Annotated in this window: 13 protein-coding genes; 4 read left to right on the forward strand and 9 right to left on the reverse strand. The window is 33.9% G+C overall.

Annotated elements, in window-relative coordinates; genetic code table 11:
* Window positions 1–88 precede the first annotated feature (88 nt).
* The 7 genes from HN894_02865 to HN894_02895 form a co-directional block, all read right to left on the reverse strand.
* On the reverse strand, window positions 89–1,345 hold the full coding sequence (locus HN894_02865; protein ID MBT7142254.1) for a hypothetical protein: 1,257 nt from the start codon (window positions 1,343–1,345) through the stop codon (window positions 89–91).
* Window positions 1,342–3,072 (reverse strand): N-6 DNA methylase, encoded by a 1,731-nt coding sequence (locus tag HN894_02870; protein ID MBT7142255.1) that lies wholly within the window; start codon window positions 3,070–3,072, stop codon window positions 1,342–1,344. Before HN894_02870 ends, HN894_02865 begins: the two co-directional genes overlap by 4 nt.
* Before the next feature lie 173 nt (window positions 3,073–3,245).
* Window positions 3,246–4,643, reverse strand: coding sequence for a T9SS type A sorting domain-containing protein (locus HN894_02875; protein MBT7142256.1), 1,398 nt, complete (start codon window positions 4,641–4,643; stop codon window positions 3,246–3,248).
* 142 nt (window positions 4,644–4,785) lie between these two features.
* Entirely contained in the window at window positions 4,786–5,142 is a 357-nt protein-coding gene (locus HN894_02880; protein ID MBT7142257.1) for a DUF1294 domain-containing protein, read from the reverse strand.
* A gap of 20 nt (window positions 5,143–5,162) precedes the next feature.
* On the reverse strand, window positions 5,163–5,486 hold the full coding sequence (locus HN894_02885; protein MBT7142258.1) for a hypothetical protein: 324 nt from the start codon (window positions 5,484–5,486) through the stop codon (window positions 5,163–5,165).
* A gap of 80 nt (window positions 5,487–5,566) precedes the next feature.
* On the reverse strand, window positions 5,567–6,064 hold the full coding sequence (locus tag HN894_02890) for an SET domain-containing protein-lysine N-methyltransferase (protein ID MBT7142259.1): 498 nt from the start codon (window positions 6,062–6,064) through the stop codon (window positions 5,567–5,569).
* Window positions 6,061–6,315 carry a hypothetical protein gene (locus tag HN894_02895; GenBank protein MBT7142260.1) on the reverse strand — a complete coding sequence of 85 codons (255 nt, stop codon included), beginning with the start codon at window positions 6,313–6,315 and terminating at the stop codon, window positions 6,061–6,063. The genes HN894_02890 and HN894_02895 overlap by 4 nt, the downstream gene beginning before the upstream one ends.
* Window positions 6,316–6,532: 217 nt before the next feature.
* On the opposite strand from HN894_02895, the gene HN894_02900 reads away from it, so the two are divergent.
* The 4 genes from HN894_02900 to HN894_02915 all read left to right on the forward strand — a co-directional run bounded on the left by HN894_02900 (window position 6,533) and on the right by HN894_02915 (window position 17,393).
* A complete protein-coding gene (locus HN894_02900; GenBank protein MBT7142261.1) occupies window positions 6,533–7,165 on the forward strand; it encodes a sigma-70 family RNA polymerase sigma factor in 633 nt (210 codons plus the stop codon).
* Window positions 7,166–7,231: 66 nt separating this feature from the next.
* Entirely contained in the window at window positions 7,232–8,839 is a 1,608-nt protein-coding gene (locus HN894_02905; protein ID MBT7142262.1) for a hypothetical protein, read from the forward strand.
* Between the two features lie 123 nt (window positions 8,840–8,962).
* On the forward strand, window positions 8,963–15,673 hold the full coding sequence (locus HN894_02910) for a T9SS type A sorting domain-containing protein (protein MBT7142263.1): 6,711 nt from the start codon (window positions 8,963–8,965) through the stop codon (window positions 15,671–15,673).
* A gap of 229 nt (window positions 15,674–15,902) precedes the next feature.
* Entirely contained in the window at window positions 15,903–17,393 is a 1,491-nt protein-coding gene (locus HN894_02915; GenBank protein ID MBT7142264.1) for a HAMP domain-containing histidine kinase, read from the forward strand.
* 45 nt (window positions 17,394–17,438) lie between these two features.
* Here HN894_02915 and HN894_02920 read toward each other — a convergent pair whose 3' ends face one another.
* Together HN894_02920 and HN894_02925 are read right to left on the reverse strand one after the other, a co-directional pair.
* Window positions 17,439–21,623, reverse strand: coding sequence for a hypothetical protein (locus HN894_02920; GenBank protein ID MBT7142265.1), 4,185 nt, complete (start codon window positions 21,621–21,623; stop codon window positions 17,439–17,441).
* A gap of 482 nt (window positions 21,624–22,105) precedes the next feature.
* On the reverse strand, window positions 22,106–24,127 hold the full coding sequence (locus HN894_02925; protein MBT7142266.1) for an Ig-like domain-containing protein: 2,022 nt from the start codon (window positions 24,125–24,127) through the stop codon (window positions 22,106–22,108).
* Window positions 24,128–24,523: the final 396 nt, after the last annotated feature.

The raw sequence follows: 24,523 nt of genomic DNA on the forward strand, positions 1-24,523 counted from the left end.
GATAGTAACTTATTGGAAAAAAATATACATGAACTCCATTTTTATTTAAAAAATTAATGTTTTTTATCAAAGCTTGCATTTGTCTGTATTACAGAATATTAACATCATTTTGCTTGTTTTTGTGAATTATGCAGGCTATAATTTCGGGTAATTTTTTTCCTTTGTTTAGCAGAGCTTTAAAAATTTTATCGTATCCGCTTCCGGCTTTTTCGGCATAAGCAATTTCGCGAAGTATATCCATAATGTTGGGATTGCGCGGATTTGTTTTTCGCAAGAAATTGCTTGCATTTATTCCTTGAGGAAAACCACCCGGACTTTCAAATTCGATATAATTTGAATATTTACGGATTTGTATATTTTGCAGGCGTGAATAATCTCTGTGAACTACTGCATTAACAATTATTTCTCTTATTACTATGTTCTGATAGTCTTCTACATATTCCCTGAACAAGCCGAACTGAAATTCTTTTTTCTTAATCTCGGAACTCAATTGATTATAACAATCAGTTATTTGTTTTATTATATTCCCAGAATATTCAAAAGGGGTGTAGCTTCCGTCTTCATGATAGCGGATATAACTTATTTTAGCAAAAGGAATTTCTTTTAACGATTTGAAGTTTCCAACAAATAATAATCCCGTTGTAGTGGGGTAATACTTTCCTTCCTGTTCTTTTGTTATGCCTAATATCTCGGTAAATTCGGTAGTGGAATTTTTCAGATAATGGCTTTGCGGGTTTTTAGCCTGTATTTGAACATATAATTCCCTGAGTTGTGCTATGTTGAGCCATGCAGGAATTTCGTTACCTTGATTGTCTTTTTTCTCTGGTTGGAAACTAAATCTCCACAGTTTTTGGTCGTAAATAATCAAGTTTTTTTCAGCCTGAATAGTCGCTATTTCATGAGGTTCAATAATTTTATTTCCATCAACATTTCTAATCACATACAAGCCTTTTGATGTGCAATGTAATTGTTCGGAAAAAGGTATTTCAAGAATAAGCAATTCTGTATTATTTACTTTTATAGTGTGTGGAATTAATGTAACCGAAGGTTGTGTAAGATCTTGTATGTTTTTAATGAGTTTAATAATCTTTTGATCATTAATTTTAAATTTATCGTTTATTTCATGTTTTTTGTCTGTGATACCTATTATAATAAAACCACCTTTTCGATTAGCAAAAGCCACAACATCTTTGGCAATTTCGTTATAGTTTGGTGCAAAATCTTTGAAGCTTTTTCCAAAAATTGTTTTATCGGTAAGTTGTTCTTTAAAATCTACAATATCAGATTCGCTTTTCAGAAGGATATTATACAACCATTGTACATTTAGTTTTGTATGTTTTTTCATTTTTTGTCTTCCTTTTTCACCAAAAACATTACAGCCACGCCGGTTTGTATGCCAAAAACATTGTGTGTAGTTCCTGCAATTTTCGGATTTTTTCGCACATCACTTTGTGTGTCAATAATATAAATGTAATCAAATTCGCGTTCCACAATTTTACGAAAACCATCAAATGTTCGGCTGTCAATAAAAGAACGATTTGTAATAAATGCAATAATCCCATTTTTATCAATTCTATCCATTGCCCAACGATAAAAACGAGAATACATATCATAAACTTTCGTTTTTTGTGCTGTGCTTTGTTTTATATAAGTATCCTTTATACGTTTATCTATTTGTGGATATGTCCGGTTTTTATTATTATCATTTTCATTTTGTTGGTTGGCATTATATGGCGGATTTCCAATAATAACCGAAATTTTATTGCTGTTTTGTTTTTTTATTCGTTCAAGATTTTCGGCAGTCATTGCAAAAAGCGACTGTTGCTTGCCTTCATATCCAAAGCCGAGATTATCTATCGTATCAACAAAAACGATATTTTCAAATGCTTCGTACTTGTTCATTTTTTGTTGATAAGTATATTCAATATTCAGGTTTGCAATATAATATGGTAAAATTGCCAGTTCGTTGCAATGAATTTCGTTTTTGAATTTATGTTTCAAATATTTTGGCGGAATGTATTCAATAATATCTGTAATAAAGGTTCCAGTTCCGGTTGCAGGATCAAGAATTTGCACATTTTTATCTGCTAATGATTTGCCAAAATATTTTTCGAGCAAATAATCTGTGCTTTCTACCATAAATTTTACAATTTCATTAGGCGTATAAACTACTCCCAAACGATCGGCTCCTTTGGGATTGTATGCCTTGTAAAAAGTTTCGTAAATTACTTTCAGGAATTTTTGTTTTTCGTGGTGGTTGTCAATATTCGATGCTTCACGTTTAATGGTTTTGTAGTAATTATCTACTGTTGCAAGTGTATCTTGCCTTACCTGGCCTGTAAAAAATGTGTTTACCACGGTTTCTAATTCTCGTGCAATATTATTTTCGCGATGAAAATGACTGTCGCCAAAGACGGTATCAAAAATTTCTGCTGTTAGAATATGTTGTATAAGCATTTCTCGAATATCGAAGGCTGATATTTCCGGATTTATACTTTCGCGGCACACATTCCAAAACTTTTCGCGTTGCACCCTAAAATCAGGATTTTTGTCGGCTTGTTCAGCTATCATTTTTCGCAGAGCCTCTACAATATCGGGTATATCTTCTTTAAATTTCTCAACAGCCGTATGAAATTCCTTTATTTCTGGTCGTTCGTATTCTACAAATGCAGCTAAAATACGATGCAAAAAATCAGCATCGTTCATTTCTCCTCGCATTTTTTCTTCGCCTTGCTGAATGAGAACGATTATTTCGGAATTTTCAAAAATTATGTTGAAAGTTGGGTATCCGATTTCAATTTTTTTCTCAATCTCTTCATCTAAATTGTCCTTTTGATCTTTGCTTTCCCAGAATCCCCAGTCTAATTGTAATGCATCCTTAATTGTTCCATCTGGTCGTTTTGTGGAATTTTTTAGTTGCAATTCGTTAACCAAAATCAGGTTTCTTGGCAAACAATATTCCTCCAATAAATTTGCAAATGCTCGGCGGATACTTGTTTCGTTTCTTGTACCACCATATCGTTTGTATTGACTCAGCTTATTGTAATAATTATTTATGCTTTGTTTCGACATATCTTATTTTTCTGCAAAGGTATCTATTTTCTTTCATCGCCTGCATTTTTGGAATATTGGGCATATGATAGTTAATAAAAAGAGCTAATTCTAAAATTTTTCAGTTGTTGTTCATGACGATTAAATTTGACTATTACAAGTGAATTATGTGATATGTTTTTAGGTAAGACTTTTCATTTTTTCACAAATTTCCCCTGAAAAGTAGATTTATTTGTTTTAAATTCAATTATGTATGTGCCTGGTTTTAATAAGGACACATCAATAAAATCTTCATCTAAATGAACGGTTTTTATTACACAAGTGCCATCCATTTTATAAATTGTTCCACTATTGATTGTGTTTTTATCAAAATTGGGCAAATACAATTTGTCTTCTGCCGGATTCGGAAATAGTTTTAGATTGTCAGAATGTTCAAATTGTTCTAACTCATTTGCAAAAGAAGCAAACAGCCATAGGTATGCTTCAGTAAAATTTTCACGCCATAATTGTTCGTTGTGATCACCTCCCTCTACAATTTTTACAAATAACTCATCTGCCAGAAATCCTAAGTTTAGCAGTGTGTCATTCATTCTCCAGGTATCCGTTACCATTGAACCTGCTTCAAGACTTCCGCATAGTTGATAGATTTTCATATTTTGCTGATGCCCCATTTCCTGAGTGAATGTCCATACAGTATCGGAAAACCAATATGATGGAGAAAAAATACCTGCCTTGCTGAAAATATCCTGATATTTCAAAATTCCATAATGAGAAATTAATCCTCCGAGCGAACTTCCCCAAATTGCTGTGGACTGTCTGCCTGAAAGTGTTCTGTAATTTGCATCAATAAATGGTTTGAGTGTTTCAACAATAAAATCTAAATATAATTCGCCTTGCCCACCACCGTATTGTAGGTTAGTCCATGGAGTATATTCATTTATTCTTTCTGTTCCTCCATTGTCTATTCCCACTACAATTGGTACATTATTCCCGTCATCATAAAGTTGGTTTAGGCTTTCGTCAATTTCCCATTCTCCGGCAAAAGAGGTATAAGTGTCAAAAATATTTTGCCCGTCCTGCATATATATAACGGGATATGAATTTTGACTATTGTTATAATCCGGTGGTAAATATATCCATATTCTCCGGTAATGGTCGAGTTGCGGAATGTAAAATTCTTCATCAACAATAGACACGTTTTCTGAAGCTGTGCTATTTCCTCCACCAATATCAGCCCAATTATAAATCATTATTCCAACAGAGTCGCCATTTCCAAAAGTAAACGACCGATTTGGGATTTCTTCTCCAAATTCACCTTTTTCTACAGTTCCCCAATCTCCACGAGTGAATTTATATTGAATAGTAGTACCTGTTGACATAGAATCAAGGACTATAAACCATTTATTCTCTCCATTTTTTTGAAGAGCAAAAGCCGGATCGCCGGGGTTCCATCCCTGAAAATCGCCGGCAATATATAGAATATCCTCCGGTGGCGTGTAATCAGGTAGAGAATCTATTATGAAAGTTGCCTGAGCAGTAACTATTTGCAGGCTTAAAACAAAAAGACCAATAATTAAACTATATTTTTTCATTTTTCAAAAATATGAAATTTGCAAATAAGAGTTGTAAAGATTCCCGGATTTATTTTTTCAATTGTGGCTAATTTAATTTTGGAATTTTTTATTATGTCCACAGAATTATTTTCGAAAAGCATGAACAAAGTTTATGTTTATTTTACTGCATACGAATAAGCAAAATTAAGCCAGATAAATTTACCGCAACAGTTATCCAAAAAACTATGAGAAACGAAAGCTTTTTTGTTTTGTGTCTGAATTTTTGTTGAGCTAACAGAGCACCGGGCCAGCCTCCAAACAAGGAAAGCAGATGTAGTGTGTTTTCACTAATTCTACGATTTCCTTTTATTGCTGCCGATTTGTCTTTCCAGTAGAAAAAGTAGGCAAACAGGCTCATCGCAAAATATGTTGCAAAAACAAAAAATGAGATTTCTTTTGTAATCACTAAAATTTCCACTGTAATGAAAAAGAAAGCTATAAAAAAATATGTCAAGGAATTTTTGGTAGCTTTTTTCATGTTAAAACAAAGCCAAATTTTTACACAATTGAAAAGAAAACAGCCAGAAATGCTAAGACACCGATTGCTAAAAGCCCAATTCCTGCATATACTAACTTCTTTCTTGTGCTTTTCTCTTTTTCCGTAAGTTCCCTGATTTTACCTTCTTTTTTGTGTTTTGTTTCAATAGATTGACCGATAATTAATCCGAAAGCAATTCCTATTCCGGGACCTATTGCTATAAATCCAGGCATTTTCAAAGCAATACTTAATGGTATGCCTATTCCGGAAAAAATTGCCATACCTATTCCCATCCACATCCCTACAAAATGTCCTTCCGGGAACTTTTTGTTTTCATCTTCCATATTCAAATAGTTTTAAAATTGTTTTTGTAAATATAATATGTTCTGACTTTCAATAATTCATTTTTATGATAGCGTTATTTTTATTGATTTTGAATTTTCTTTAAAATGTGCGAAGAAAAATAATTCCTGTATCTTTCCTGGAGTTCAGGGATTTTCCAGTCGTTGCCGCTTATTTTTTTACGACAAAGTTCCGAACCACAGTGGCATTCCAGAAAATAATCGTCGGTACGCTCCATTGCGTAATCGTGGCAGAGTTCCTCGCCCGGCTCAATATTGCGTGTTGCAACATACACAATTTGCCCATCGAAGCCAACATTCGGGTCGCAGGAGTGGTTAATAAAAATTACCATATCGGAAAGTTCGTCTTTCGACATTGGGCTCAAATAATATTGGTCGTGAATTTGAAGAGCAAAATCGCCGACTGTTGAGCTTATTTTTTTTAGTTGATCGTCATTTACAATATGTCCTGCTTTGATAGCAATCAGCTCGTCTTTTTGAATTTTTTGTTTGGCGAAAACACCTTTGCCTTCCAATTTGCTTGAGCGAACTTCAATTTTTGGGGAGCGGTAACATTTCATTTCGATTGAGAGTTGTTTATTTCCAGTTTTTCATTTTTCAATTTTTTAAAAGTCTCTGTGAAAAATTCAACAATTTTCCCAAAAATCCGATAATTGTGCTTAATATTTACATATGGCATATAAGCAGTGTATTTTCCCACGGTATTTCCACAAATTTCACAATAGTGATGATTTAGTTTAAATGGTTCTAAGCATCCCGGACAAAGAAGAATCTCCTTAATTTCAGGCTCAATTATTTTCTCATTTTTCATAAAATCTAAGACTTAATAAAGTTTTAAAGATAATATTATTTCGCTAACCGAAGGCTTCGCATTGAGCGAAACCTTCGGTGCCGGAACTAAAAGCTATCATGTTTCAAATCCGATAAACAATAAAAATTTAAGTATATTTGGGATTAATAAAAAGTCAAAAAAATGATGCAACATTTTTCATTTTACTGCTCTAATAGATATGAACAAATGAGACATGATTGAACTGAGTGAAATAATAGAAGCTTGTAGGCGTGGCGAAAGACTTGCACAAAAGATGTTATATCAGGAGTTTTCTATGAAAATGAGAGCAGTATGTTATCGCTACCTTGGCAAGAATGCCGATGCCGAAGACATCTTGCAAGAAGGCTTCATCACTGTTTTCACAAAAATTTCTCAGTATAGCGGAAAAGGTTCTTTCGAGGGTTGGATGAAACGCATATTTATAAATTCTTCTTTGCGATTGTTGAAGAATAAGCAAAATTCAATTCTCTCGCATGGAGAAGAAAAGATTGTGCAATGGGAGCAAAAAAATGTTGAGAATCCGCTCTCGGCAGGGGGAACCGAAAAACAACAAGACCTGATTAGACGAATGAATTTTAGTAAAGAAGAATTGATGGAGCTTTTGCAGAAATTGCCAGAGGGCTATCGCGTAGTGTTCAATCTTTTTGCGATAGAAAAGCATAATCATAAGGAAATTGCTAAAATTCTTTCCATTTCGGAAAACACAAGTAGGTCGCAATTGAACAGGGCACGAAAACATGTTCAGCAAAAACTTTATGAAATAAGCTTAAAAAGAGCTTTAAAAGAAGACAATGAGCAGTATAAAAACTTGCTGAGAGTAGTTAGTTAATTATGAATTATGAATTGTTGGTGTTGACAATTAGTAATTATTAATTTTTTTTGAAAATTAGATAGTATGAAAGACGAATTTAAATATATAGACGAACTTTTCGAGAAGCAGCTAAGCGACATCGAAATGGGTGCTGCCAATCAAGGCTGGGCTGGCGTATCTGCAAGATTGACAAAAAACAGCCTGATCAATTTTCTAAAATCAGCTACTTACTTAAAAATTGCCGGAAGCATTAGCGTATTTGGAATTATTGTATCAATGCTAATAATTTCTTCTGATTTCGATTTATTGTCTGACAGAAAGGAGGAAATTGAAGAAACTGAAATTGGAAATTTGAAATTTGAAATTGGGAGTGCAAAAGCTGAAATAGAAAAAATTATATCAGAAGCTGAAAAAGAAGAATCTCAAAACTTAGCTGAAAATCTGGAAACTGAAATTGGAAATTTGAAATTTGAAATTGGGAGTGTAAATCCCGAAATAGAAAATATTGCATCGGAAGCTGAGAAAGAAGAATCTCAAAACTTAGCTGAAAATCTGGAAACTGAAATTGGAAATTCGAAATTGGTAATTGGGGGTGCAAAAGCTGAAATAGAAAAAATTGCATCAGAAGCTAAAAAAGAAAAATCTAAAAACTTAGCTGAAAATCTGGAAACTGAAATTAGAAATTTGAAATTTGAAATTGGGAGTGTGAAACCTGAAACCCAAAACTCGAAACTTGAAACTCAGTACTCAAAACTCAATTCTCAAAACTCAATTCTTAGTACTCAGTACTCAAAACTCCCATATCTGCCCGGTAGAGGATTTGTGCCGCTATTTTACCAAACTGAGCAAAATAATATACCAAACCTGGTATATATTTCCCCGCTTGCTCAAAATGCCGGTTACAATCCTCTATCATGGGCAATTGCAGCTTGGTTTTCTCCGCAGATGCCAAACATTTCAATCGAAACAAATGATGCTGAAACTAAACTATTTTTGCCATATCTCGAAGCAGGTTTGCAAAATCCATATGCCTATGATGCAGGACTTAGAATTGAAGCTCATGGCAAGAATTTTCTTGTTGAGACAGGACTTAATTTTATGCAAATTTCGCAGAAAGCAAATTATTCGTCTTTTGATTTTTTTGTTCGCGACAGCACAATCTGGAGCTTCTGGGACTCTTCTTATGTCGAAATCGATACTATAGATTCCTATTTTCAAATTATTGGAAGCGACACAAGCTGGTTTTACGTTACTGAAACTAATGAGATATTTCTGCACGATTCAAGTTCTACAGATATTACAGATACTATTCATAATGAGAAAATTCACAATTTTGCTAATAGATACAAATATTTTGAAATTCCACTTATTGTTGGATATAGTTTCAGAAAAGGACGACTCAATACATCCTTGAAAGCTGGAATTATTAGCTCTTTCCTTTGGGAAATTTCCGGACAGAGCATGGCAGGACAATCGGAAAATGATGTGATTTCTTTAAGTCGGGACGATTTCCCTACAGTTCGCTTCGATATTTATTCTTCTCTTGAAGCTCGCTATTCTATTGGCTCCCGATATTTTGTTTTTGGCGAGATGTTTTATCGCCAATCGCTTAGCCCGATTTTTTCCCGCAACAATGTCAACTATAGATTTAGTAGCTATGGTTTGAAGTTTGGTACCGGTATTTATTTTTAAAAATTATTCAATTATTCAATGGTACAATTATTCAATTATTCAATGACTTTTACTACTATCGCAAGTTTGCAACTTGTAGCTGTTGTGGTTTAATAAATATTTAAACGATAAAAAATTAATATTATGAAAAAGAATTACTTACGAAAATTGATTTTAAGTTTTGCATTTGTCTTATTTTGTTTTTTGTTGAATGGGCAAAGTATGTTTTATTATCCTCACAAAGTGAAAAATGTCAATTACCCTATGTATAATGACGGAAGTATCCATCTTTATACATATAATATTGCGAATCCTACAAGTTATCTTTGGAGCACTGGTGAAACAACAAAAAATATATATAATCTGATTCCCGGAGAGTATTATGTTACCATGACATATGCATCTCAACCTACAGAGGTTGATACATTTGAAATAAAAGAAACGAATAATCATTATATTTTTCCTTGGGCATCTCCAAACTTAAACTTACAGCATACGATTAATATTCCGGGCGGAAATGCAGTTACCATAAAAGGACAAAATCTTTTGCCTGGGGATGAAATTGGTGTTTTTTATGATTCACTAAATCATTGGGCTTGTGCAGGTTCAATAGTTTGGAACGGGAATCCTCAAACAATTACAATCTCGGGGGATACAAGCGGAAACAGTGGTTTCGATGAAAATGAAATATTTCGTTTTTTGATACGCTCAACTTTATATGGTTTCGATTTTATACCTAATGTTGTTTATGATTTATCTGGAACTTATTCCGATGATAGTTCATTTGTTATAGGAGGTTCAAGTAGTTTATTGAGTTTGCAAGCAGATAGTCTTGTTCTGCAATCGTCTTTGCTTACTGCATATGGAGTTAATGATTTTTATGCATGGGTAAATCCTATTTATCCACAGACAACTTCTATATTTCCTTTAGGTCAGTCATTGAATATGTTAAAAAACCAACAAGGACATGTATTTTGGACTTTGTTTTGGTTAGATAATATTCACTATATTATCCCGAATGAACCATATACTGCAGAGATGCATTATACAAATGTTATTCAATTCGAGGGATATTTGCTTAACTCAACAATGTCATCTGTTTTTGTTAATACTTGTTATAATACACAAGATGGCTACATTTATTTGACTCCAACTTTCGGCACACCACCTTATACATATCTTTGGAATACGGGTGCTACTATAAATCCTCTTTATGACATTCCTGCAAATACCAATTTTAGTGTAACTGTTACCGATGCACTTATGGTTCAAAACACTTCGAGTATTACTTCTTATTATGGAAACGAATATCCGGTTTTGGATTTTACATTAGTTGATGAGACACCTTATTACTTGGGTTCAGCTCAGGTTGATGTAATTTCCTTTTGGGGCTGGGGCTATCAATATGATTGGTCTAATGGTGGCATCAATTCTCTCAATGACAGTCTAAGTGCTGGAACTTACAATCTAACCATTGAAACTAATTACGGTTGCACTTTCGACACATCGGTAACAGTAGGTTTCTCGGCATTTAATCTGTTTATACAAACTACAAGTGTTTCTTGCTATGGTGGAAACGATGGTGCTGTCTTTTTTGATAGTATAAATGGAGTACCACCATATAGTTATTTATGGTCAACTGGAAATACCGGTAGCTCGCTTTCAGCCCTTGCAGCAGATAACTATTCTGTAACAGTAATTGATAGCAATTTTGATACTGTTGTCGGCACTTTTGAAATTTTGCAGCCAGATACTATTAGTATTATTTCTGTAACATACCACGCAACCCCTGTCCTTGGTAATGATGGTGAAATTTTTATTGGAATTTCGGGTGGTACTACTCCATATTCCGTTCAATGGTCGAATGGTGCTAACACTGAAAATATTTCTTCATTAATTCCCGGTACATACACTCTTACAATTGCAGATGCTAATTCTTGCAGCCATATCGAAAGTTTTGTAGTAAGCACATTGTTAACAAATCCTTTGTCGGCAAATGGAACAATAATAAATAGTAATTGTGGTGGCAGCTGTAGTGGTGCTATAGATATTACAGTTTCTGGCGGATTAACACCATATAACTATCTTTGGTCGAACGGAGAAACTTCAGAAGACCTTACAAATTTGTGTTCTGGATATTATACAGTAACAGTTTCTGAATATCAGGCTCCAAGTGGACCGCTATGGCCCTGGAATTATATAAATACAGGTATCGTTCATACTATCTCCATTCCGGGAATAAGTATCTTAGCTCAATCAAATTCATACGTTGGAGTTTTTTATATGGACAATGGCATTCTTGAATGTGGTGGATATACAGAGTGGAATGGGCTATCTACAAATATTATTGCTTTTGGCGATGATCCATTGACTCCAGATAAAGATGGCTTTGCCCCCAACGAAAGCTTTATTTATAAAAGGTGGAATAATGGAATACACTATAATCTAAATCCTCTTTACACTGTAAATTCTTCTCAGTCAGGAAATTTTATTGAAAATAGCATTTCATATGTTGGTTTATTAAACCATCCTGAGTCAGAATCTTTGAGTTTCACAATTTATGAACCTGATTCTATATCTGTAAGTGCAGTAATTAATCATGAAACTCAGATAATTGGAAACAACGGGGCTATAGATTTGACAATGTCGGGAGGAATTCCTCCATATTCGCTCCAATGGTCGAATGGAGAAACTACGGAAGACTTAACAAATTTATCTCAGGGATTATATATTCTGACAATTACAGATTCTTACTCATGCCAGTATATCGACACATTTGAAATACTCTTGACAAATCCTCCTTATTGCGATTTATCTCTAATTTCAATTGTTTCACCCCAAACTCACTGCGATTTCAACAATATGGTTTATGTAAGTGTTGAATTGACTAATATAGGTACGCAATCGGCAAACAATTTCAATATAAGCTATATCAGTCCTGATGGTACAGTTATTACCGAAACGGTGAATATTTCTATACAACCCTCCGATACAATTATCTATACATTTTCGACACCATTTGATGGACAACTTTATGACAATGAGGAAAATATTTCTATCACAGTTTATTCTAGTTCGCCTTGCGACCCAATTTCATTCAATGATACGATCTCTATTGCATTTGCAAATAGTTTCCCTGTTTTTACTTTACAGAATGATGTGCAAAATAATTGTATTGGAAACATCAGCATCGACTCTATTTTTAGCAATTCGGGAAATGCTTTGAATTATTATTGGGATAATGTTGCCTATGGCTCAAATTTGTTTTTAGATAGCCTCTGTGCCGGAAACTATATGCTATTTATTGATGATGGTATTTGTATAGATTCTTTTGTGTTCGAAATTGAAAATATTCTTATAAATATTCAGTTCACAGCAATTTCACCCACTTGCAACGGAATGTCCGATGGCTCAATAGACGCAAATCTGAATTATAATCCGGGAAATAGTTTTACATTTTTGTGGTCAAGCGGCGATACGGATTCTGAAATTTCAGCTTTACCTGCAGGAATGTACAGCCTGACCATCAATAATAATAGTAATTTTGTAACAAGCGATAGTGTAGAACTAATCAATCCCCCTGCAATGTCTATAAGTTCCGTAGTTCAGGATGCTAATTCTCCAAGCATTCAAGACGGCTCAATCAATATTAGCGTAAGCGGAGGAATACCACCATTTTCTTACGTTTGGTCAAACGGCTCACCTTCTGAGGATATTTCAAATTTGGATGCAGGTTATTATGGTTGTACCATTACTGATTCCTATGGTTGTTCTAATTCGGAAAGTTACGTAATCGATTATATAAATCCCCCCCCACCTTTATCAACAGTTGCAACTATCCTTAGTCCAGGATGCCCCGGTTCTTGCGATGGCGAAATTGATTTGAACACAAGCGGTGGCACAAACCCTTACAATTATATTTGGTCAAATGGTTCCACAACCGAGGATATTAGTGGCTTATGTGCCGGTGATTATACTGTTAGCGTTTATGAAGAAGGGCTTACGGAGGCAGGAACACCATGGCCCTGGACTTATATTTCTACTTGGCAAAATCATACAGTATTAATCCCTGACAGTAGTGTATATCTCAATGGATTAATTGTACCGATAGGTTCATATATTGGAGTTTTTTATGATGATAATGGAGTTTGGGAATGCGGTGGTTATTTAGAGTTGACATCAGGGAACAATGCGCTTACCATTTGGGGAGATGAAATAGGAACTCCTGACAAGGAAGGTTTTACAATCGGTGAAACGTTTTCATGGCAAATTTATATAAATGGCAGTACATATTTCTTAACGCCGGAATACATGTTCACAATGCCAAATTACGGTAGTTTTGTGGAAAATGGAATATCTGGTGTTGTATCTCTACAAGCGCCGGTAATTGCTTCCCTTGTGGATACATTTACGGTTGACCCTCCAGACTCGGCAGTAATAAATTCTGTAGTTACAAATGTTATCCCAACTTTAGGCAATAACGGTTTAATAGATGTTATAGTTTTGGGCGGAACTCCTCCTTTCAGTTTTTTGTGGTCGAACGGAGCTACTACCGAAGATTTAATAAATATCGGAATCGGACAATATTCTCTCACAATTACAGATGATAATGGCTGTACTTTTAATGACAGTTTTTTGATAGAGTATTCATCTCCGCCAACGGCACTCTTAGTTACTGAAATTGTTGAAAATATAAGTTGCAATTCTATTTGCGATGGAAGTATTGATATTTCTGTTTCGGGTGGCGCTGCCCCTTATACATTTTTCTGGACTAATGGCGAAACCACTGAATATTTGGATTTGCTTTGTGCAGGAAATTATTCTTTAACTGTAAGTTGTCCCAGCGATACTGTAATGTTCAACTTTACTGTAACACAACCTGATAGTTTAGATTTCGATACAAATATCACTTTCATCGACCCAACAATTGGAAACGACGGAGCAATAGATTTAATACCTTCCGGTGGAACAATTCCTTACAATTTTATTTGGTCAAATAGCGAAACTACGGAAGATATTTTTAATTTAACTTATGGGCAATATTATCTGACACTTACCGATGCAAACTCTTGCGAACTGACGGCAGATTTTATGATTGAATATTTGGGAAATTACTTAGGTTTTGATATTATTAAGGAAAATGTTGATTGCTATAACACTGTAACCGGAAGTGCCTGGATAGAAAACCTGATAGGAGTCGATCCATTTAGTTTTCTTTGGTCTAATGGCGAAACTACAGATTCAATTTTTAATTTGTCTGTTGGAAATTATTATGTAACTGTTTCTGCTGCAAATGGCGATATGGTCAGCGATACTTTTGAAATACTTCAACCTGATGAATTAACAATTGATTTTTTAATAACTCCTGCAGACCCTGCTTTGCTAAGTAACGGAGCTATTAACATTACAGTCATTGGCGGAACATCACCATTTGTTTTTCAATGGTCGGACGGAAGCACAAGCGAAGATTTAGCTTCCGCTGAATACGGTGCATATCAATTAACTATTACCGATGCAAATTTATGTGAATTAATTGCCGATACTTTTGTCGATTTTAATTTGCTGCCAAATTGGAATTTCGATTTGTTTGGTGCGACTCATAGCATTGATATTCCTGCCGGAGCATTGTTGCAAATCAATGGTAGTTCTCTCGAAATGTGCGATTTCATTGGAGTATTTTTCGATTCGCTTGGCACTTTAAGTTGTGGAGGATATATTATTTGGAAACAAAATACAGTTACACTTTTTGCTTATGGCGATAATCCGGGCAATACAATAATTGATGGTTTTGCTAACGGCGAAGAATTCGAATGGAAAATCTGGGATGCTTCGAACAATTCTGAACATCTTGCTGCCGCAAGCTATAACCAGAGCTATCCCAACCAAGAACTCTGGCAAGCCGGCGGACAAAGTGCCATCGACAGCTTACAAACAATTACCATTTCAGGAACCGTTTCAACCATAAATAAATCGAATGTTCCTCTCGGGATGATTGTTTTATACGAACCTGCCCAAAGTTTATACTATGCCGTAGATAAAGGTCTGGTAACCAACGGACAATTTAAAATTGAAGGAATATTTCCTGGCGATTATTTGCTTTATGCAATTCCTGCACCTGGCAACCAATATGGAATTCCGGGCTATTATGTCGAGCACAACAATTGGCAGGAAGCCAGCCTTGTTCAGGCTTATGCTTACACCGATGGGGTTGATATAATTATTGACCCGACTCAAACCTACAACACTGGCATTGGAGCTATTTCCGGAAATATTTATGTGGGCAGCGATGCAAGCTACAATCCCGATGTTTTTGGCGACGAATGGTTCCCCGAATCAACAAAAGAAGGAGAAATCCCTGCGAGAAATATTCCTGTCCTACTTTTCGACAATCAAATGATACCAATGGATTTCAGATTGTCGAACGATTTGGGAGCTTTTGAATTTGAGCAATTAGAATTGGGCTCATATTTTGTAAAAGTTGAAAAAGCGGGTTTGCAATCTCTTGAGGTTTTGGTAACTCTAAGCGAAAGTTCGCCAATTTCTGGCGGAAACAATTTTAGTTTAGAAAGCGGGTTTGTAAATTCTATACCGGAACTTAATGAAATTGCCGAATTCAGCATTTTCCCCAATCCTGTAAAAGACAAACTTTATATTCAATTTAGACAAAACCATATTTCAGATTTTGAGATAAGCATTTTTTCAGCTTTAGGTTTAAAAATGAAAACATTAGATTTTTCAACAGAACTGAGCAATCAAGAAATTTCTATTGATATGAAAACTTTTTCTCCAGGAGTATATTTTGTGGAAATTGGAAATACAGAGCATAAATATGTTAGAAAAATTGTTGTATTTTAGCTTATGGGGACTTCTAAAAATAGTAAATTTCAAGGCGTAAGAAATTTCAAAACCGTAGTTTACTAATGTAAATGAGGATTTTGAAATTTTGAAACAACGAAGAAATTTGCATTTTTAGAAGTCCCTTTATATAACATCGCCTAAAATGAAATCTTAATTATTCAGGGCTCAAAATTTATCAGTATTTTTTTGCATGTTTATTTAGCCGAAACAATATATTTGCAAAATTATGAGCAAAAGGCTAATTTGGATATTAACTGCGCTGGTTGCAATTGCTATAAGCATTCTGATAACAATTCAGTTTGTGTGGATAAAAAATGCAATTGAAATTAACCATAAACAATTTCAGAATATAGTTAACAAATCTCTAAATCACCTATCAAAAAATATTGAAACCCAGGATATTGTACATAAATTTCGAAATTCGTATAACAACTCTTTTGAATTATTTGGATTTGATGATGATTTGATAATTGAAATAATTGATACAAGTTCTCAGAATTTGGAGGATAATTCAAATTATATTGAAATAGATAAAGATTCCATATTTCAAAATGATTCAAGCCAACTGGAAGCTAATGAATTATTGACTGAAAGTGATATTTCGAAAAATTTGTTTGCACAAAAAGCATCCTTTATCAACGAAATTGCAATGCAGCTTTTGTACGATGAAGAAAACAGAATAGAAAAATTGAATTACCAAACCATAGATTCTCTGATTACAAAAGAATTTGGGAATGATGGAATAAACTTAAGCTATGAATTCATGGTTTTGCAAAACAATTCTGATACTGTTTTCATTTCCGAGAATTTTGTTATGTCGTCTGAAACAAGTTGTTACATGGTACAACTTTATCAAAATAGTATTTCGGAAAATCAGATTTGGTTGAGCATAATTTTTCCACATGAAGAAAATTATATTTTCTCGAATACAGGATTGGTTGGAAGTACCTCAATAATTTTGAGCCTTGTAATTCTGCTCATTTTTATTTCGTCTGTTTACATTATTTTTCGGCAACGTAAGCTTTCTGAAATAAAAGACGATTTCATCAACAACATGACCCACGAGCTAAAAACACCAATTTCGACTATCCTTCTTGCGGTTCAAATGCTGAAGGACAAAACAATTTCTATTAGCCAAAAAAGTATAGAAAATATTTCAGATATTATTGATACAGAAAGCAAACGATTAAGTTTTCAGGTCGAAAAAGTATTACAAACTGCAATATTAGACGAAGGAAAAATCAATTTAAAATTCGATAAAATAGACATTAATTCTATTGTTCGAAAATCAGTGAAAAGTATTATGCTGCATGTAGAAAAAAGAAAAGGGGAAATCAACTTAAACCTTGATTCGTCGGAACTTATCTCAAATGGAGACGATGTGCATTTGACAAATGTTTTTTCAAATTTGTTCGACAATGCCATAAAATACAATCTTAAGCCACCCATTTTATCAATTAGTTCAAAAATAACAAAAGAATGGATAATCGTAACAGTTGAAGACAACGGAATTGGAATAAGAAAAGAAAATCAAAAGAAGGTTTTCGATAAGTTTTTTCGTGTTCCTACCGGAAATGTTCACGATGTAAAAGGTTTTGGTCTGGGTCTAAGTTATGTAAAAAAAATAGTTGACGAACATCATGGCAAAATATTTATGGATAGTGTGATAAATAAAGGCACAAAGTTTATTATTTATTTTCAGCTAAATTCAAATTAATATGTTGAAATTTCATAAAGTGTAAAAGCGAAGTAACTTTACAAACTACTTTTCAACATAACCAATAACCGCATTTGCAACAGCTCGTGGTTCTGGCGGAAGTGCATAAATATTTCTTTCGTACTGGCTGTTGTATGGCGAAATATTTAGCGTTTTATCGCCAACCACAAGTGTGCTGCTGCCTCCCGGATCGAAGCCCATTGCTTTTTCTATTCCGAATTTCAGCAAAATTTCAGCCATATCAATATGAGTTGCTCCTACCGATTCTCTTATTCTGCCATTAATAGTCAGCACTATCAGATTTCCTTTTTTATCGATTCCAACAGCAATTTTTGGTCCGCGCATATCAGTATAATCAAGGCGAGCTGCTTGGGTAATTATTGAATTATTTGTTTTCCAACCTTCAGTTTCCATGTCGAGACAGAACTTATTATTGTTGACCAAAAGCGGGCCGGCTTCTACGGCATGTTCAATTCCTTCAAGGCCATTTATACAAATGTCTAATTCTTTATCGACCGAATCCCAGATTGCCGGAAAAGCTTGCTCAGCAATCGACAATGTTAATCCTGTAGGCACAACATTCACTTTTTCTCCTCTTTTCGAGAAAATTACCTCTTTAATGACATTGCCTGCCAGACGCACAATTGTTCTGCCATTGCCTTCAATTATTTCTTTGTCGTACATCAAATCGTAGTAACAAAAATCGGGCAGGTTGGTTCGTGTATCGTCCAAATTGTAATTTTCCGATGGAAAATCTATTATTCTGGTTTTACAAGAAATTGAGATTCCATTAGCAACATTTACTCGTTTTATATCTAATCTGCCATCTTCATAAATCAATAATGCTGGTTTATTAAAAAGAGGAGTACTTTTTACAATTTTATTAGAAATCATCAATCCCAAAGGAGAACCTATATAAGATTCGGGAAGTCCGAGTTTTCCGACAAGTTCGGGATTTAGGATATATCCACCATTCCATGCAATTTTTGCTTTAGCTCCGAATTTGTTAAATTCTTCAACAAAAGCTGTAACTCGTTTAGTATTTTTTGGGCTTTCCATCGTAACGAAATTCCATTTTTTGTTCGAGTTTGCAATATTTACTTTGGCATTTATTCCGTTCCATGGATTCCCGTCTTTATAAACTCCACTTACAAAATTGTATTCTACATCTTTAGCTTTTACATCTTTATTTTGAAGATTTTCTAAAACAGTTTTTATAGGCGAGCTATTTTCTTCGGCATCTTTTTTAATTAATTTGAATAATTCTGCTTCGCCATATTTTTCGGCAAGATTCTTAAACTGCTCGCTCTTCAAACAGTCGTGAAATTCTTTGGCAGTTTGAATTGGTGTTGGGTAGGCTAAGGTTGTACGTACCCCCGCAGGAATAAAGAAAACATAACCACTGTCTTTAGGGATACCCATGATATTTGCCGAAATATCGTCGTGAATGTGCCCGACATGAAATCTGTCGATATCAACAATATCTGTCATGTATGTAGAACTTCGTCGGGTAGAAATAATAAATCCGTTTTTATCTCTTACTTCTTTAAGTTTTTTGATTGCATCGGCTCCTAATTGTGCAAAATGAATTCCTACACTCAATTGATTAGTTGTAACAATTCTAATTACTTCATATTCATACAAAAGTTTTAGCTCCTTATCTTTTCCATCTAAAATGAAATGTTTGATAGACTCAGCAGATGGCCATTTTGCAAGGTATTTTTTGTTTGCAAAAATATATACAGGTTCAATATTATTTGCATTCGATTTAATAATATCTTCAGTAAGTTCGTTTTCGAATGGTAGTTTTAGCCTTGCCCGAATCGACTGAAGAGCAAAAAATTCGAGTTCGTTAAGGACATATTTTCCGGCAAAATATGCAATAGGAACATTCGATTTTAGTTTTTGAACCAAACGTTTTCTATCGTCAATTGGAATTTCTGAAGCCGATGTAAGTTGCGAAAGTGCCAAATTCCAATCGGTGAAAAAATGCGAACTTTGGTCAATAACTTTTTTAATATCCGATTGGAATATTTCAGAATAGAGTAAGTTTATTATTCCCGTAAGCTCCTGAATAGTATATTCTTGATATGGATAATAAATAGTATTTCTATGTCGGTACGAAAATGAATGGTCGTGTTTTATTTCAAATTCACCATCGTGATAGTTAAAAATATTATCAACCGAATTGTAAAATTCATAGATTTTTTCGTTTGAAAAATTTCTGTTTTGTGGATTCGATTCTATCAAATCGTTCGCAAAATCCATTGCAATTCCGCGAATATTTTGAAATTCAAGCCTGAAAAAACTTGGATCAATCAATGATTTTAGATATCCTAAAAATTTCAATCGTCCGTAGCCGGGCAGAAAATGACGATTTTTTGTATTAATAATAGATTCTAAATCTTCGTTAGAAAAGTTATTTATTACTGAGTATTCAGCCATAACTTTTTTCACCATCTTCATTGAGTTGGTATTGTCTTTCAGTTGAAAATATAACCGATAAATTATATTGAAAAGATTTTCTTTAAGATTGTCAATACTGTATCTATTCAAAACAACTTTTTTGTTATGTTTTATTTCTTCAATAAATTTGTGTGGGAAGAAAATTCTATCAACAATTTGCGAAACATGAAAGGGCGAAATATTTACGCCATCAAATTCAATTACTTTCAATCTGTCTTCTTCAGGCAAGTGTTCTCCAATTACCTCGGCATAAACATGTTCGGGGTCGTATCTTGTGCAAAAAATTGGAATCCCTCCGGCAGCAGCTTCAATTATGGGCAAACCTCTGCCCTCTGTTTTACTTCCTAAAATAATAAGGGAAGCTATATTATATAATTCTGGAATAGCAATCGGTTGTTCGAAATGGCTTTTAAAAGATTTTTTATCTAATTCGCTAAAAAGAAATCCAAGAAAGATTTTTTCGCGGTATTCAGGTTTTATTGATGCTAAAAGATCCGCAAACTTTTTCAATAAGTTTTCGAAATAATTAAACTGACCAGTTGGAATAGGTCCGGTAACCAGCAAGGTCAACTTAAAGTGTTTGGTTTCAGTAAATTTGCTTACGAACTGCGGATTATTCAACAGTTTTTGAATTAATCGAAATCCTGTACCTATTCGCTTTCGCGAGACAATTCTCGTTGGCTGCAAGAAAATAATATTTTCGGCAAGAAATTTAGAAATAGATTTGGTTTTGTTCCCTAAAAGAATGGGTTTTAGATTGTTAAGGTCTATTAGATTATGTTCAATAGCATCGTTTACCGAATATGAGACAAGAGTTTCTTCATATCGACTAAATATTTTCTCGAATTGCTTAAAAGCTTCCAATTTCTCACGCTTAGTGATATTCATATAATTTGTAATATCAATAGCGGTACCTATTTGAGCAATATTTGCAGGATTATGACCTTTAACTTCAATCAGTTCGTCGCACTGATTCTGATTAATATTTACATTCATCCATGTTCGCGATTCCCAAGGAAACAATACATCAATTTGTGAGAAAAATTCTCCGATATCGGAATTGGTATAAAAGAAATCTCGCGGGCCTTCTTTTATTTTTCTCGTTTCTATATCAATTTTTCTATTTCCACCTTCCCAGTAGAAATCGTGATTGTTGTTTATTACCGGAATGCCGAGATATTCAGAAACAAGTACTGTTGCCAATGCCAGCGAAACGTTGCCCGGATTTGAATTTGTGTTTATTAAGTAAAGAAGTTTAATATTATTATTTTCGATATAGCTTCCTAATTTTTCGACTATGCCGAGAACTTGCTTCCAATATTTCAGAATCAGAGCATTGTATTCCTTGCTGCCTCGTTCGAGTTTTGTAGAGAAAAAATCTTCGTACAAATCCCAATCTCCAAAACCTTTTATTTCGTCAATTTGAAGCCTGTTTTTTTTCCCACCAAGGAGTTTGTCAGCCTCTGGGAAAAACTGCCCGGCAATGTAATGAATTGGAATGTTTTCTATGCTATTGCTCAAAACATTAGCATATTTGTTTACTTCAATTGTTACTCCGTCTATCGAATAATAGAACGAAACAAATGCTAAGCCTCCTTTTTGAATATCAAGAATAAACTCTGTGAAAGTGCCCTTTTCCGTATTTGATGGAATGGGTTTTGTTTCTTTAAACTTATCAATAAAAAGTCCGAGATCGAACCAGGTATTTATCGTTTCGTTCTTAAGCTGAGTCATCATTTCAGCAACACTCATTCTTCTTTCCATATTTTTTACCTAAATTTTTTCAAAAAATCAGGTAAATTTAAGAAATTTGTTGAGATGATTTCAATTCTTGGCATTGTTTTTTGTAAATATCCGAGGGTGTGGCATGAATCTACAATAATTGTTTGCATCGTTTTTTGTAGAGGAATAAAAAAATTCGCAAATTTAGGATGCTGATTTATTTTGATTTTTTAATTGAATTTTGGTTTGTTCAAAAATTATTAAATATTAAACAAATCGCTACAATATGTTCAGTCTGCAATGTTAAATTTCTACATTGTTTAAATAATTGAAAAACTGTACAGATAAATTGATATGATGTTCGATAGATTACAAGCTTTTGAGGGTTTGCCTTTGTTGCCATGGTAGTCGAAAGCTATTAGAATACTAAAATGAACTTAAAACCTGACTTTTTGCAAATCTCAAAATGAAACATTTTGTTTGTGTCAATGTTGTTACTTTTTTTAATAAGTTAGAATAAAGAATTATTGTGTTCCAGGTTGGAATGTGAAGTATAAATTTAACATTTTGTCTCCTGTGTGGCTTAGTTCTGGTCCTTGTGGTGTGCTTATTGTGAATGGCGGACTTCCTCCTAAATCTTTAAAACCTAAACTTTCAAATAATTCTTGTTGAATTGCATCTGCAATTGGTGTTAATGGATATAATACTAATCCTTGTATGTTTTCAAAAGTTGTTGGATTGTAAGTGTAGGTATTTGATCCTGGTGAAGGATTGTTTGCACTGAATTGCATTTTTATATGCGGTCCTGCTGGTTCTTGGCCACCCATTATTATTGGTAGTTCTAAGTAACAGTTTTCCACATTTTTTAATGCTGCTATTGCACTGTCTAGTTCTGCTAGTTGTGCGTTTGTTGGGCATACTGCATCATTATAAGTTGTATCTATCCATATTGGAGTGTTTGGGTCTGTGAATTTTCTTATACCATTTGTATTACCGATATAGTTTATTGCGTGAGCATTCATAGTCATGAAATCTCCTTGGTCCATCATTTTGCTTAGATAGATTAGTGTGTCTGTTGATTGTAATACAAAACTTAACATTAAATCTTCGTATGATTCTTGTTCAAATGCTTGTTTATCTCCTGGTCTTTTTGCAAAAGTGTATAGTGATTCGCTTTGTCCGAATGAATGTTCTAAGTCGTCTTCGTGGTTTAGTTCGAATTGGTATTCTTCTCCAGGTATTAAATTGTTTAATGTTATTTGTCCGTTAGTTGTTGTTATTTCTGTGAATTGACTTGCACTTGTTAGTTTATATTTAAAGGTGCATAAGCCATTTGAAAGAACTGTATCCATTGCAACGTCTTTGAATATAAAGTTTGTTCCTGAGTAAGGTATTGCTTCGACATTGAAGTAAATCATTGCATTGTTTGTATTTCCTGCATTATCTGTCATTTGGTATATTGCACTGTCTAGTCCTATTACTGATGAACTAAAGTTTAGTAGACCCATTGAATCCAGACTTGCACTTCCATTATTTGGATTGCTTAATAGTTCTACTAAGCTTATGCCTTCTGGTACTATGTCATTTGTTGCAAGGTTTATTTGTCCATTTGTGCCTGCTGTGATTGTTAGACTATCATTTATTAATTGTATTAAGTTTTGATTTGCAAGTACTTCTATGTATATTGTTGAATTACTTGTTTGCTCGTTATTATCCACTATTGTGTAAGCTATTTCTACAGCTCCGCTTGTATTTTCTGCAGTGTATATTAATTCTCCTGTGCTTGTTGAGAAACTTGCACTTCCTGCTGATGGTGTTCCTATAATGCTTGCGGCAATATTTAAATCATTTTCTGGGTCTATATCATTTGCTAGCGGAAATATTGATGCTGATTCGCCTGCTAGTACTTGTGCATAATCTGCTATTGCTGTTGGTGGTAAATTTACATAATTTGCCGGATAAAATAAAGTATCATCATTCTGCATTTTTATTTGGTAAGCTTCACCCGGATTCATATTTCCTATATTGTTTATATTATATAAAGGCCAATATATTAAACCAAGTCCGTTTTTTACTATATAAACATTTGCAGAAATTTCAGTAAGCATAGTATCTATGATTCCACTAATTTGTCGTAGGTAAGCGACCATATTCCAGCCAGAATATACATATATTGGAGTTTGTTCTGGCACAACTTCTGAACCATATATAGTTAATGTATCGCCGGCATTCATTTTTAGCTGATAGCCTTGTCCTATTTCATGATCACCAATATTGTTGATACTCCACTGTGGCCAAAATACATTTCCGCCATTATCTTTTGCCAATTCAAGATTATTTATTATGGGAACAAATATTGAATCCATTTGTGGATAGATAGGGTCAATATAAGTTGAAAACAAATTCCAGCCGTTTGCAAGAACTACTAATTGTGTGTCCGGAATATTATAGTTTGTAGTAAAAGGTTTGGATTTAGCATTATTTGAGTGGAGAATCAGAAAACTAATTAAAATAACAATATGGAAACAATAAATCTTAAAATTCATAGCCAATAATTTATTAATAAAATTCAAATTTATTAATAAATATCTATTTTGACAAGAATTTAAAAGTGCTTTTTCAACAATATTAAATTAATACCTAAAATCCGCAAGAATTTAAATTAGTGCTAATAAATCAGAAAATTAGACATTTTATCTCAACTCAATAAAGTGATTAAAAAATTAGCGAAATTAGCGCAATTCGTGGATAAAGAGAATCCGCTTCCGGATTTAAGGTAATTAAACATGTATATAAGTTTTATGGCATTGTTTATTATATATACATTTTGTATTTTTGCCAAAAAAATATTATGGATTGTTCAAAGTGTAAATCGACAAACAAAGTAAAAAGAGGGATTATTAAAGGCAAGCAACGCTATACTTGCAAGGACTGCGGCTATA

It is taken from the genome of Bacteroidota bacterium, assembly GCA_018692315.1.
Lineage (GTDB): Bacteria > Bacteroidota > Bacteroidia > Bacteroidales > JABHKC01 > JABHKC01.